At 73.2% G+C, this 12,461-nt stretch carries 15 protein-coding genes and 1 pseudogene; 10 read left to right on the top strand and 6 right to left on the bottom strand.

Annotated elements, in window-relative coordinates; translation table 11 throughout:
• The first annotated feature begins 19 nt into the window (after positions 1-19).
• From EAO76_RS05870 to EAO76_RS05855, 4 genes and pseudogenes are all read left to right on the top strand, one after another.
• Complete coding sequence (locus EAO76_RS05870) at positions 20-1,618, top strand: ABC-F family ATP-binding cassette domain-containing protein (protein ID WP_148835590.1); 1,599 nt, start codon at positions 20-22, stop codon at positions 1,616-1,618.
• Between the two features lie 2 nt (positions 1,619-1,620).
• Positions 1,621-1,917 (top strand): annotated as a pseudogene (locus tag EAO76_RS05865) (ATP-binding cassette domain-containing protein); the annotation flags it as partial.
• Between the two features lie 341 nt (positions 1,918-2,258).
• Positions 2,259-2,480 (top strand): helix-turn-helix domain-containing protein, encoded by a 222-nt coding sequence (locus tag EAO76_RS05860; RefSeq protein ID WP_018518904.1) that lies wholly within the window; start codon positions 2,259-2,261, stop codon positions 2,478-2,480.
• 149 nt (positions 2,481-2,629) lie between these two features.
• Entirely contained in the window at positions 2,630-3,421 is a 792-nt protein-coding gene (locus tag EAO76_RS05855; RefSeq protein WP_148834021.1) for an enoyl-CoA hydratase/isomerase family protein, read from the top strand.
• Between the two features lie 120 nt (positions 3,422-3,541).
• Here EAO76_RS05855 and EAO76_RS05850 read toward each other — a convergent pair whose 3' ends face one another.
• Complete coding sequence (locus EAO76_RS05850; protein ID WP_148834019.1) at positions 3,542-4,267, bottom strand: hypothetical protein; 726 nt, start codon at positions 4,265-4,267, stop codon at positions 3,542-3,544.
• 92 nt (positions 4,268-4,359) lie between these two features.
• On the opposite strand from EAO76_RS05850, the gene EAO76_RS05845 reads away from it, so the two are divergent.
• The 5 genes from EAO76_RS05845 to amaP are packed head-to-tail and all read left to right on the top strand — an operon-like array spanning position 4,360 to position 6,686.
• Complete coding sequence (locus EAO76_RS05845) at positions 4,360-4,836, top strand: Asp23/Gls24 family envelope stress response protein (protein WP_148834017.1); 477 nt, start codon at positions 4,360-4,362, stop codon at positions 4,834-4,836.
• A gap of 32 nt (positions 4,837-4,868) precedes the next feature.
• Positions 4,869-5,060: a hypothetical protein gene (locus EAO76_RS05840; RefSeq protein ID WP_148834015.1), complete on the top strand. Its 192-nt coding sequence runs from the start codon at positions 4,869-4,871 to the stop codon at positions 5,058-5,060.
• On the top strand, positions 5,057-5,419 hold the full coding sequence (locus EAO76_RS05835) for a hypothetical protein (RefSeq protein ID WP_148834013.1): 363 nt from the start codon (positions 5,057-5,059) through the stop codon (positions 5,417-5,419). The genes EAO76_RS05840 and EAO76_RS05835 overlap by 4 nt, the downstream gene beginning before the upstream one ends.
• Complete coding sequence (locus tag EAO76_RS05830) at positions 5,416-6,102, top strand: DUF6286 domain-containing protein (RefSeq protein WP_148834011.1); 687 nt, start codon at positions 5,416-5,418, stop codon at positions 6,100-6,102. Before EAO76_RS05835 ends, EAO76_RS05830 begins: the two co-directional genes overlap by 4 nt.
• Before the next feature lie 5 nt (positions 6,103-6,107).
• Positions 6,108-6,686 (top strand): alkaline shock response membrane anchor protein AmaP, encoded by a 579-nt coding sequence (gene amaP, locus EAO76_RS05825; protein WP_376042295.1) that lies wholly within the window; start codon positions 6,108-6,110, stop codon positions 6,684-6,686.
• 77 nt (positions 6,687-6,763) lie between these two features.
• On the opposite strand, the gene EAO76_RS05820 is transcribed toward amaP, so the two are convergent.
• From EAO76_RS05820 to EAO76_RS05800, 5 genes are all read right to left on the bottom strand, one after another.
• A complete protein-coding gene (locus tag EAO76_RS05820) occupies positions 6,764-7,519 on the bottom strand; it encodes an SDR family oxidoreductase (protein WP_148834008.1) in 756 nt (251 codons plus the stop codon).
• A gap of 4 nt (positions 7,520-7,523) precedes the next feature.
• Complete coding sequence (locus tag EAO76_RS05815) at positions 7,524-9,323, bottom strand: glycoside hydrolase family 15 protein (RefSeq protein ID WP_148834006.1); 1,800 nt, start codon at positions 9,321-9,323, stop codon at positions 7,524-7,526.
• 123 nt (positions 9,324-9,446) lie between these two features.
• Positions 9,447-10,277, bottom strand: coding sequence for an SURF1 family protein (locus tag EAO76_RS05810; RefSeq protein ID WP_148834004.1), 831 nt, complete (start codon positions 10,275-10,277; stop codon positions 9,447-9,449).
• 72 nt (positions 10,278-10,349) lie between these two features.
• Positions 10,350-10,583 carry a hypothetical protein gene (locus tag EAO76_RS05805; RefSeq protein WP_078532401.1) on the bottom strand — a complete coding sequence of 78 codons (234 nt, stop codon included), beginning with the start codon at positions 10,581-10,583 and terminating at the stop codon, positions 10,350-10,352.
• A 64-nt stretch (positions 10,584-10,647) separates the two neighbouring features.
• On the bottom strand, positions 10,648-11,646 hold the full coding sequence (locus tag EAO76_RS05800) for a DEDDh family exonuclease (protein WP_148834002.1): 999 nt from the start codon (positions 11,644-11,646) through the stop codon (positions 10,648-10,650).
• 134 nt (positions 11,647-11,780) lie between these two features.
• Here EAO76_RS05800 and EAO76_RS05795 point away from each other — a divergent pair.
• Positions 11,781-12,461: VIT family protein (locus EAO76_RS05795; RefSeq protein WP_262375284.1), on the top strand; the 681-nt coding region annotated here is incomplete at its 3' end.

Genomic DNA, 12,461 nt, shown 5'->3' with positions numbered 1-12,461 from the left:
ACCGCCCTGGAGTTTTACCGTGATCACCGCTTCCGGCATCGAGCTGCGCGCCGGCGCCCGAGTCCTCATCGAGTCCGTCTCCTTCCGTATCGCCAAGGGCGACCGCATCGGCCTCGTCGGCCGCAACGGAGCGGGCAAGACCACGCTCACCAAGTGCCTCGCGGGCGAGGGGAACCCGGCCGGCGGCACCATCACCCGCTCCGGCGAGGTGGGCTACCTCCCGCAGGACCCCCGCACCGGCGACCTCGACGTGCTCGCCCGCGACCGCATCCTCTCCGCCCGCGGCCTCGACGAGATCCTGCGCAAGATGCGGGAGAACGAGGACCGGATGGCGAACGGCAAGGGCGCCACCCGCGAGAAGGCGATGAAGAAGTACGAGCGCCTGGAGACGGAGTTCCTCACCAAGGGCGGATACGCCGCCGAGGCCGAGGCCGCCACCATCGCCGCCGCGCTCAGCCTGCCCGACCGGGTGCTCGGACAGCCGCTCCARACGCTCTCCGGCGGTCAGCGCCGCCGCGTCGAGCTGGCCCGCATCCTGTTCTCGGACGCCGACATCCTGCTGCTCGACGAGCCGACGAACCACCTCGACGCCGACTCGATCGCCTGGCTGCGCGAGTACCTCAAGACCTACCGCGGCGGCTTCATCGTGATCTCCCACGACGCCGAGCTCGTCGAGACGGTCGTCAACAAGGTCTTCTACCTCGACGCCAACCGCTCGCAGATCGACGTCTACAACATGGGCTGGAAGCTCTACCAGCAGCAGCGCGAGGCCGACGAGAAGCGTCGCAAGCGCGAGCGGCAGAACGCCGAGAAGAAGGCCGCGGCCCTCAACTCGCAGGCCGACAAGATGCGCGCCAAGGCCACCAAGACCGTCGCCGCGCAGAACATGGCCAAGCGGGCCGACCGGCTGCTGGCCGGACTGGAGGCCGTCCGGGTCTCCGACAAGGTCGCCAAGCTGCGCTTCCCCGAGCCCGCGCCCTGCGGGAAGACCCCCCTGATGGCGGAGGGCCTGTCCAAGTCCTACGGCTCGCTGGAGATCTTCACCGACGTCGACCTCGCCATCGACAAGGGCTCCCGGGTCGTCATCCTCGGCCTCAACGGCGCGGGCAAGACCACCCTGCTCCGGCTCCTCGGCGGTGCGGAGAAGCCCGACACCGGCCAGGTCATCCAGGGCCACGGGCTCAAGCTCGGCTACTACGCCCAGGAGCACGAGACCCTGGACCCGGACCGCACGGTCCTGGAGAACATGCGCTCCGCGGCGCCCGACCTCGACCTCGTCGACGTCCGCAAGACCCTGGGCTCCTTCCTCTTCTCCGGCGACGACGTCGACAAGCCCGCCGGGGTCCTCTCCGGCGGCGAGAAGACCCGCCTCGCCCTGGCCACCCTGGTGGTCTCCTCCGCCAACGTGCTGCTCCTGGACGAGCCGACGAACAACCTCGACCCGGCCAGCCGCGAGGAGATCCTCGGCGCGCTGCGCACGTACAAGGGCGCCGTCGTCCTCGTGACGCACGACGAGGGAGCGGTCGAGGCGCTCCAGCCGGAGCGCATCATCCTGCTGCCGGACGGTGTCGAGGACCTGTGGGGCGCGGACTACCAGGACCTGGTCGCGCTGGCCTGAACGACGTCGACAAGCCCGCCGGGGTCCTCTCCGGCGGCGAGAAGACCCGCCTCGCCCTGGCCACCCTGGTGGTCTCCTCCGCCAACGTGCTGCTCCTGGACGAGCCGACGAACAACCTCGACCCGGCCAGCCGCGAGGAGATCCTCGGCGCGCTGCGCACGTACAAGGGCGCCGTCGTCCTCGTGACGCACGACGAGGGAGCGGTCGAGGCGCTCCAGCCGGAGCGCATCATCCTGCTGCCGGACGGTGTCGAGGACCTGTGGGGCGCGGACTACCAGGACCTGGTCGCGCTGGCCTGAACCGGCCCGGCGCATGTTTGATCCACTCCGTCTGGATCATTCGGCCCATGCGTGATCCGTCATCTGTGTGATGACGTCTCGTACCCCGGCGCGGTGCCCGGCAGATGCCTGCCGGGCACACCCATTCGGACCCGGGAAAACCCGTGCGGCCCTGACCTGCTGATTCGTCCTGCACCTCGCCCCACCCGCCCCCGCAGCCCCATGGAACAAAGGATTCCGGGCGCCCGATCCCGTTCCCCGGACGGCAATCCGGTTGCACGGACCTTGCCGAATGGGTGGCCAGGAAGCTGCCGAGGGGTGATCATGAGAGTCCAGAGCGCACTTCCCATGAGGAGGCACGGGTGGCCGAGACTCTGAAGAAGGGCAGCCGGGTGACCGGCGCCGCGCGCGACAAGCTCGCGGCAGACCTGAAGAAGAAGTACGACTCCGGTGCGAGCATCCGGGCGCTGGCCGAGGAAACCGGCCGTTCCTACGGATTCGTCCACCGGATGCTCAGCGAGTCCGGAGTCACGCTGCGGGGACGCGGCGGAGCGACGCGGGGCAAGAAGGCCGCCACGGCCTGACGGCCACCGGCGGTCGGGACGGGTCGTGCGGCCGTCCCGGAGTTCACCGTTCCTGACGGTGGCCACCCGGTCGATCGTGCGGTCGACCGGGTGGTTACTGTTCAGTCACTTAGCTTCGTGTGCTGACTGAACGGATCCGGAGGCGCCCCATGACCTCGCTCGACCCCGTACTCGACAAGGACGGCGTACGACTCACCGTCGACGACGCGGTCGCCACGGTGACCCTCACCAACCCGGCCAAGCGCAACGCCCAGTCTCCCGCTCTGTGGCGGGCGTTGACGGAAGCCGGACGGGCACTGCCCGGCAGCGTGCGGGTCGTCGTGCTCCGCGGCGAGGGCAAGTCGTTCTCCGCCGGGCTCGACCGGCAGGCGTTCACCCCCGAGGGGTTCGACGGCGAGCCGTCCTTCCTCGACATGGCGCGCGGCTCGCAGGACGAGCTCGACGCGACCATCGCCGAGTACCAGGAGGCGTTCACCTGGTGGCGCCGCAACGACATCGTGTCGATCGCGGCCGTCCAGGGACACGCGATCGGTGCCGGTTTCCAGCTGGCCCTCGCCTGCGATCTGCGGATCGTCGCCGAGGACGTGCAGTTCGCCATGCGTGAGACCAGTCTCGGACTGGTTCCCGACCTCACCGGCACGCACCCCCTGGTGCACCTGGTGGGGTACGCCCGCGCGCTGGAGATCTGCGCCACGGGCCGCTTCGTCCACGCCGAGGAGGCCGAACGCACCGGCCTGGCCAACCTCGTGGTCCCCGCCGACGAGCTGGACGGCGCGGCCCGCGACCTGGCCGGCGCGCTGCTGGCCGCCCCGCGCGACGCGGTCGTGGAGACCAAGGCGCTGCTGGGCGGTGCGGTCTCGCGCGGCTACGAGGAGCAGCGCGTCGCCGAACGCGCCGCGCAGGGCCGCCGGCTGCGCGACCTGGCGGGCATCACCGACTGACCCCGCGGACCCGTGGGCGGAACCGGCCGGACCGGTCCCGCCCGCGGGTCCCGTGCGTCCGCGCGGGTCCGGACGGCCGTCGGCGAGGGGTGCGCCGCCCCGCCCCCGTCCGTTTGCCGCTCAGTCGAGTCCCGTCACCCGGTCGCGTTCCACCACCGCGGTGACCAGCACCGCGACCGAGGGGTGTCCCTCCAGCGCGGCCGTCACCGCGCCCCGCACGGCGCGCGCCACGTCGAGCGCCCGGTGCGCGGGGTCCGTCGCCAGTTCGACCCGCACCCGCCCCGGGCCCGTGTGCACCGGGTGTCCCAGCGCCCGGGTCAGTGCCACCACTCCCAAAACCCCGGCGGCGGCCCGCCCCGCGTCCTCCGTCGCCCGCGCCCCGCGCGCTTCGGCCGGTGAGGGGGGCGTCCGTCCGGGCGGTGCGTCCAGCAGCTCCGTCACCCGTACGTCCACCTCCGCCACCACCAGGCCCAGCCAGTCCCCGGCCGCCGTGAACAGGGCCGAACGCAGTGCGTCGGCGGCGACCGGCAGCGGCCGGCCGGACAGGGCCGACACGTCGGCCTCGATCCGCAACGGCCCCGGCGGCAGGGCGCTCGGCGGTGGTTCCACCTCCGGCTCCGGGGCCTGATCCGGGGCGGCCACCGCGATCCTGAGCCGCCCGAGCACCACGCCCTGCTCCTGCTCCTGCTCCGCCACTGCCCCGCGCAGCACCGCGACCGCCGCCCGCTCGGCGATCCAGGCGCCGTCGGCCGGACCGCCCAGCGGAAGCAGCCGTCCGAGGCCGAGCCTCTGTCTGACCGCCGCCGCCCATCCGTCCGCCCGCTGCGGGCCCTCACCCGTCGTCATCCCCCCAGCCTGCCGCATCCACGGCGCAGGACGTCGTAACCCCGCCTAGTGTGGGCAAAGAGGGGCGAATCATCCCGAAGGGAAGAGTGGCGATGACCGACACCACACAGCGCAACCGGCCCGAGAGCTCGGACCGGGAATCGAGTCCGCTCGTCAAGCGCGGCGGGGGAGCCCCCGCCACTCGCGGACGCACCACCATCGCCGACGGCGTGGTCGAGAAGATCGCGGGCATGGCGACCCGTGACGTGGTCGGCGTCCACGCGATGGGCAGCGGCCTGTCGCGCACGTTCGGCGCGGTGCGCGACCGGGTGCCCGGCGGGGGCGGCGGCAAGTCCGTCACCCGAGGGGTGAAGGCGGAGGTCGGCGAGTCCCAGACCGCCCTCGACCTGGAGATCGTCGTCGACTACGGCGTCTCGATCGCCGATGTCGCCCGCGACGTACGGGAGAACGTGGTCGCGGCGGTCGAGCGGATGACCGGTCTGGAGGTCGTCGAGGTCAACATCGCGGTGAGCGACGTGAAGCTGCCCGACGAGGTCGACGACGAACAGCCCGAGCCGCGACTTCAGTAGGACGTGAACACGAGGCAGTCGAGGAGCGCACGATGAGCATGGCAGTGGTCGGCATGGTGGCCGGCATGGCACTCGGATTCGCCGGGTACTTCGGCGGGTTCGGGGCCTTCCTGCTGGTGGCCGCGTTGGGGGCGGTCGGTTTCGTCGCCGGCCGCTTCGTGGAGGGCGACCTGGAACCCGGCGACTTCTTCCGGAGTCGCGAACGCGGCGACCGACGCCGGTGACGACGGTGTCGGGGGTGAGCCGCACGATCGCCGCCGGTGAGCGCGGGGAGACCAGGATCGCCGACCGGGTGGTCGCCAAGATCGCCGCACAGGCGGCGAAGGAGGCGATCGAGGAGCCGCCGGAGGAGGGCGCCGCACCGCGCGCCACGGTCACGGTGCACCGGGACACCGCCCGGGTGCGGGTGAGCCTGGAACTCCGCTACCCCTCCGACATCGGACGCCAGTGCGGCGGGGTGCGCCGCCGGGTCGCCGAGCGGGTCGGGGAGTTGGTGGGGATGGACGTGCCCGAGGTGGCCGTACAGGTCGAGCGGCTGCATCCGGTGGGAGCGGGCTCCGGGGCGCAGGGGAGGATCCGATGAGCGAGCCCCTGGAACCGGAGCACGGGACGCGACCGCTGCCCGCCGGCGACCCCGCCGGACCCGGGGACGTGCTCGCACCCGACCGGTCCTCCTCGTCCGCCGCACCCGCCCCGGTGCCCGCACGGCGGGACGGCGGCGCCGGGGCGGGCCGCTTCTGGTCCGCGCGCCGCATCCCCGCGGCGGTCCTCGCCCTCCTGGTCCTCGGCGCCGCCGCCCTGCTGCTCTACGACGTGGCGGCGGTACGGGCCGACCGCCCTGCGATGCGATGGCGCCGGGAGCTGGCCGGTGAACTGGCCGAACGCCCGCTGGAGAACACCTGGGTCCTCGCCGCCGCGGCCCTCGCCGTGCTGATCGGGCTCTGGCTGCTCGTGCTGGCCCTCACCCCCGGACTGCGCGCCCTGCTGCCGATGCGCCGCGACCGCCCCGGCGTCCGGGCCGCCCTCGACCGGTCCGCGGCCGCCCTGGTCCTGCGCGACCGCGCCGTCGAGGTCGCCGGTGTGCAGTCGGTACGGGTCCGGGCGGGCCGGGGCCGGGCGGTGGTGCGMGCCGTGTCGCACTTCCGGGAACTCGACGACGTACGGGCCGACCTGGACACCGTGCTCGGGGCCGCCGTCGGGGAACTGGGGCTGGCCCGGCCGCCGAGCCTGTCCGTGCATGTCCGCCGACCCGCGAAGAAGGGGTGAGCCCGTTGCTCGGGACCGTCAACCGGCTGCTGCTCGGCCTGGCCGGACTGGTGCTGCTCTGCGTCGGCGGTGCGGTGCTCGCCGCCGGGCTCGGCCTCTCCGTGCCGTCCTGGTGGCCCTGGTACGGCAGCACCGACGTGCTGCTCAGTGCGGCCGACCGGGACCGCTGGCATGACCGGGGCTGGTGGTGGCCGACGGTCATCGCGGCCCTGGCCGTCGTGGTCGTCCTGGCCCTGTGGTGGTTCCTGGCCCAGCTGCGCCGCGCCCGGCTCGCCGAGGTGCTGGTGGACAGCGGCGACGGCGAGGGGGCCCGGCTGCGGGGCCGGGCCCTGGAGGGGGTGCTCGCCGACGAGGCGGGGAACCTGGACGGGGTGGCCCGCGTCCGGGTCGCGCTGACCGGCCGGCGCTCCGCGCCGCGCGTCCGGATCCGCCTGCGGATGGAGCCGCACGCGGCACCCGACGAGACGCTCGGCCGCCTCACCGACGGGGCGCTGGCCCACGCGCGGGAATCGGCGGGGCTGGCCGAACTGCCGGCCGAGGTACGGCTGCGGGCGGTCGGGCACCGGGCGGAACGGGTGAGCTGACGGACCGGGCCCGGCCCCGGCCACAGGTGAGAGGTCCGGGCCCGGACGCCGGGAAGAGGCCCGGGCCCGGCTGCCGCTCAGAAACCGTGCCGGGAGCCGCCGTCGACCGGCACCATGATGCCCGTCAGGTACGACGCCGCGGGCGACAGCAGGAACGCCGCGGTCCGCCCGAACTCCTCCGGCGTGCCGTAGCGCCGCAGCGGGATGCGCGCCTCGCCGGCGGCGCGGGCGGCCTCCGCGTCGCCCGAGAGCGCGTCCAGCTCGCGGACCCGGTCCGTGTCGATCCGGGCCGGCAGCACCCCCACCACCCGGATGCCCCGGGGGCCCAGCTCGTCGGCCAGGGACTTGGCGAAGCCCGCCAGGCCGGGGCGCAGCCCGTTGGAGATGGTCAGCCCGGCGATCGGCTCGTGCACGGAACCGGAGAGCACGAAGCCGATGACCCCGCCCTCGCCGAGCGCGGCCGCCGCGGTCCTGGCCAGCCGCACCGCGCCCAGGAACACCGACTCGAAGGCCGACTGCCACTGCTCGTCGGTGTTGTCGGCGACGAAACCGGGCGCGGGCCCGCCGACGCTGATGAGGATGCCGTCGAGCCGCCCGAACCGCTCGTGCGCCGCGTCCACCAGACGCCGGGCCGACTCGGGGTCGGCGTTGTCGGCGACGAGGCCGACCGCGTCCGGCCCCAGCTCGGCGGCGGCCTTCTCGACGCGCCGCTCGTCACGCCCGGTGATGATCACCCGTGCGCCGTCGGCGGCCAGTGCCGCGGCGGTGGCGTTGCCCAGCCCGCGGGTCGCCCCGGTGACGATGTACACACGGTCCTTCAGTCCAAGATCCATGGCCCTATCCTGCCGTGTCGGTCTCCAGGGTGTCCTGCCCGGCCAGCGCCATCGCGGTGCCCACCAGGCCGATGTGGCTGAACGCCTGCGGGAAGTTGCCGAGTTGCCGCCGCTTGCCGGTGTCGTACTCCTCGGCGAGCAGCCCCACGTCGTTGCGCAGCTCCAGCAGCTGCCGGAACAGTTCCTCCGCCTCCCCGGCGCGCCCGGTCAGGCGCAGGGCGTCGGCCAGCCAGAACGAGCAGGCCAGGAAGGCCCCTTCGGTGCCGGGCAGTCCGTCGACCGAGACACCGTCCGTGCTGTAGCGGCGGACCAGGCAGCCGCTGCCCAGCTCGGCCCGGACCGCGTCGACCGTCCCGATCACCCGGGGGTCGTCCGGCGGCAGGAACCCGGTGCGGGCGATCAGCAGCGTCGCGGCGTCCAGCTCCTGGGAGCCGTAGGACTGGGTGAAGGTGTTCCGGACCGGGTCGAACCCCTTCTCGCACACCTCCCGGTGCACGGCGTCCCGCATGGCCCGCCACCGGTCGGCGTCCCCGGCCAGCGAGGGGTTCTGCTCCAGGGTGAGCACGGCACGGTCCGCGGCGACCCAGGCCATGACCTTGGAGTGCACGAAGTGGCGGCGCCGGCCGCGGATCTCCCAGAGCCCCTCGTCCGGCTCGCGCCAGGTGGACTCCAGGAAGCCGAGCAGGCTCAGCTGGAGGTTCCAGGCGTGCGGCTTGTCGTCCAGGCCCGCCTCGCGCGCGAGCCGCAGGGAGTCGATGACCTCGCCGTAGACGTCGAGCTGGCGCTGGCGGACCGCCGCGTTGCCGATCCGGACCGGGGTGGAGTTCTCGTACCCGCGCAGCCACGACAGCTCCGCCTCGGGCAGCCGCCGCTCGCCCGCGAGGCCGTACATGATCTGGAGGTCGGCGGGGTCGCCGGCGACCGCCCGCAGCAGCCAGTCCCGCCAGGCCGCGGCCTCCTCCAGGTACCCGGCCGAGACCAGGGCGTCGAGGGTCAGTGTGGAGTCCCGCAGCCAGCAGAAGCGGTAGTCCCAGTTCCGTACGCCGCCGATCTCCTCCGGCAGCGAGGTGGTGGGGGCCGCGACGATGCCGCCGGTCGGCGCGAAGGTGAGCGCCTTCAGCGTGATCAGCGAACGGATCACCGCCTCCCGGTACGGGCCCCGGTACTTGCACCGCGAGGACCACTCGGCCCAGTCGGACAGGGTGGTCTCCAGGGCCACGTGCGGGTCGACGAGGTCGGGGCGGGGCGAGTGCGAGGGGTGCCAGGTCAGGACGAACGCCACCTTCTCGCCCGCCGCTACGGTGAACGACGAGCAGGTGGAGAACTGCTGGCCCCAGGTCTTGACCGGCGGTTCGCTGCGCAGCCAGGCCGAGTCCGGTCCCGCGACCGCCACCCGGTGCCCCTGCGAGCGGCGCACCCACGGCACGACGGAGCCGAAGTCGAAGCGCAGCCGGAGCACCGAGCTCATGTCGACGCTGCCGCTGACGCCCTCGACGATCCGCATGACATCGGGTTCCCGGTCGCGCTGCGGCATGAAGTCGATGACCTTGACCGTGCCGGTACGGGTCTCCCAGACCGTCTCCAGGACGAGGGAGTCGTCCACGTAGCCGCGCCGGGTGCAGTTCTCCGCCCCCTTCGGGGCGATCCGCCAGTGGCCGTTCTCCTCGTCGCCGAGCAGGGCGGCGAAGCAGGCACCCGAGTCGAAGCGGGGCAGACAGAGCCAGTCGACGGAACCGTTCCGGCCGACCAGGGCGGCAGTCTGGAGATCGCCGATGAGGGCGTAGTCCTCGATGCGTGGGGTCACGTTCTGGCGTGTTCCCGGCCCGGGGCCACGTTAAGCAACACCGGCACCCGGGTCGCCCGGTAGCAGGCCGTCCCCGCCCGGCTCCCGGTCGCACCTGCCCGGTCCCCGCCCGCGGACACGGCGTCAGGCCGTCGCGGGCTCCGGCTTCTCGGGCCTGCCGGGCTCCTCCGGGCCGGAACCGGACGCCTCCTCGGCAGCCCGGGCGGCCGCCTGGGCCCGGTCGCGCTTCTCCCGGCGGGCGAGGACCACGTATCCGACCGGGACACCGGCGGCGAACAGCCACCACTGCACGGCGTACGCCATGTGCGGGCCGATCGAACCGGAGTCGGGGGACCCGATCAGCTCCGGGGAGCCGTCGACCGGCTCGGGCGCGGTCTGCTCGATGTAGCCGCCGAGCACCGGCCGGGAGAGCCGCTCGGCCTCCTGGGCGCTGCTGATCAGCATCACCTGGCGGTCCGGCAGGTCCGAGATGTCCTTGATGCCGCTGGCGTCCGTCGTCTCGTCGGCCTTGAGCCGCCCGGTGACGGTCACCTCGCCCCGGGGCACGGGCGGCACGTCGGGGAAGTCGCGCTGGCTCGCGGCGGGGGGCACCCAGCCGCGGTTGACCAGGACCGTGCCGCCGCCCTTGAGGTCGAGCGGGATCAGCACGTGGAAGCCGACCCGGTCGTCGGAGGAGGTCCTGCGGCGCACGACCACCTGGTGCGCGGGGTCGTACGTGCCGGTGGCCGTCACCGTACGCCAGTAGTCGGACCGCGGGACCGTGTGACCCGGGGAGGTGAGCGAGGCGACCGGGACCGGCTTCGCCTTGAGGTTGCGGGAGATCAGGGCGTTCTGCGCGACCTTGTGCTCATGCCGGTGGAACTGCCAGAACCCCAGCTCGACCATCGTGGGAATCAGGACGAGGGCGAGGAGGGCGAGGAGAAGCCACTGCCGGGTCAACAGGAAGCGGTACACCCCACGACGGTACAACCGGGGTCGTGGGGTGCATCGCGCAGGGGTGGGGGAAGGAAGTGCGGCGGCCGGTGGTCAGACCTTGTCGATGATGCCCACCTTCCCCTCGGCGCGGGCGCAGTGACCGCCGCAGAACCAGTGCCCCTCGACCTCGACGCCCTGGCCGATGATCTGGACCCGGCAGTGCTCGCAGATGGGCGCCATGCGGTGGATGGCGCAGGAGAAACAGTCGAAGACGTGCACCGCGCCCTGCGCGTGCACTTCGAAGGACATGCCGTAGTCGTTTCCGCAAACCTCACAACGTGCCATGCGCCACAGGGTCGGACGCGAGGGCGCCGGCGGGCGAGCGGTGGGCGGGCGAGTCGCCGTCGGTTCACTCCGATGACGGCGCGGCCGGCCGCGCCGTCGCGGGTGCCACGTCGCGCAGCAGATGGGTGAACGCGCTCTCGTCCAGGATCGGGGTGCCGAACGACTTGGCCTTCACCGTCTTCGACGTCGCCGAGTCCGGGTCGTTGGTCACCAGCAGGCTGGTGAGCCGGGACACACTGGTCGCCACGTGCAGCCCGGCCTCCACGGCCCGGTCCTCCAGCAGCTCGCGGTCGATGGAGGTGTCGCCGGAGAACGCCACCCGCATCCCCTGCTTGAGCGGCTTGTCCTTCTCGTACCGCCCGGGGTTCGGATACGGGCACGCCGGGCGCTTGCGCGGGGCGCGCCAGGAGCTCTGACCGTACGGGGACCGGGGCCCGGACCGCGGGGTGACCGGGGAGTCCGACCACTCGGTCAGCGGCCGGCACTCCAGCAGCGGCAGCCGCACCCCGCCCCGCGCCGCCGCGTGCAGGCTCGGCCGGAACGCCTCGGCCAGGACCCGGGCGTCGTCCAGCGCGTGGTGGGCGCGCTGCTGCACGACCCCGAAGTGCGCGGCCAGCGACTCCAGCTTGTGGTTGGGCAGCGGGAGCCGCAGCTCCTTGGAGAGCGCGATGGTGCACAGCCGCTGCTGGACGGGGGCGAGGACCGAGGCCCGCGCGTACTCCCGGGCCAGCATCGACCAGTCGAACGCCGCGTTGTGCGCGACCAGGACACGGCCCGTGAGCCGCTCGGACAGCTGGGCGGCGATCTCCGGGAAGAGCGGGGCGCCTTCGAGGACGTCGCTGGTCAGGCCATGGATCCAGACCGGACCGGGATCACGCTCCGGGTTGACGAGGGTGTACCAGTGGTCCTCGACGTCGCCCTGTGCGTCCAGACGGTAGACGGCGGCGGACACTATCCGGTCGTCCCGGGCGAGCCCGGTGGTCTCCACGTCGACGACCGCGTACCCCTGCGGGTAGGAGGTCGGCCATGGTCCTGCGGTCTGGCGGTCGTCGAGCATGGTCACAGAGAATACGGGCCGCGACTGACAGTCTCCTATTCCGGCCGTCCCCGGGTTCCCCCGTTCCGGCCGTCCTCGGTTTCCCGTACACGCCGGTGTCTCCGCACGCCCGAGAGGGGACGGGGTGAGACCATCCCCGGGTGACGGATTCCCGGACGCACCACGAACCGCACGGCAACGGGCTCGGCACCCGGCTCAACTGGCTGCGCGCCGCCGTCCTCGGCGCCAACGACGGGGTGGTCTCCACCGCGGGCCTGGTCGTCGGCGTGGCCGGTGCCACCGCGGACCGCGGCGCCCTGCTCACGGCCGGCCTGGCGGGGCTGCTGGCCGGGTCCATGTCGATGGCGGCGGGCGAGTACGTGTCGGTCTCCACCCAGCGCGACTCGGAGATGGCCGCGCTGGCGACGGAGAAGCAGGAACTGATGGAGGCCCCGGAGGCGGAACTCGAGGAGCTGACCGGCCTGCTGGAGGGCAAGGGGCTGAGCCGCGAGGTCGCCCGCGAGGCCGCCGTCCAGCTCACCGAACGCGACGCGCTGCGCGCCCACGCGGCGGTCGAGCTGGGCATCGACCCGGACGAACTGACGAACCCGTGGCACGCGGCGGGCGCCAGCTTCCTGGCGTTCACGGTCGGCGCACTGCTGCCGCTGCTGGCGATCGTGCTGCCCCCGACGTCGCTGCGGCTGCCGGTGACCGTGCTGTCGGTGCTCGCCGCCCTGGCCCTGACGGGCTGGTGGAGCGCCCGGCTGGGCGAGGCGGCGACGGGGCCCGCCGCGTGCCACGGGTTCGTCAGTTCGTCCGGGTCGATGCCCAGCTCGACCGCC

Source organism: Streptomyces sp. sk2.1 (genome assembly GCF_008120935.1).
GTDB lineage: Bacteria > Actinomycetota > Actinomycetes > Streptomycetales > Streptomycetaceae > Streptomyces.
This window is presented reverse-complemented; position numbering and strand designations above follow the sequence as displayed.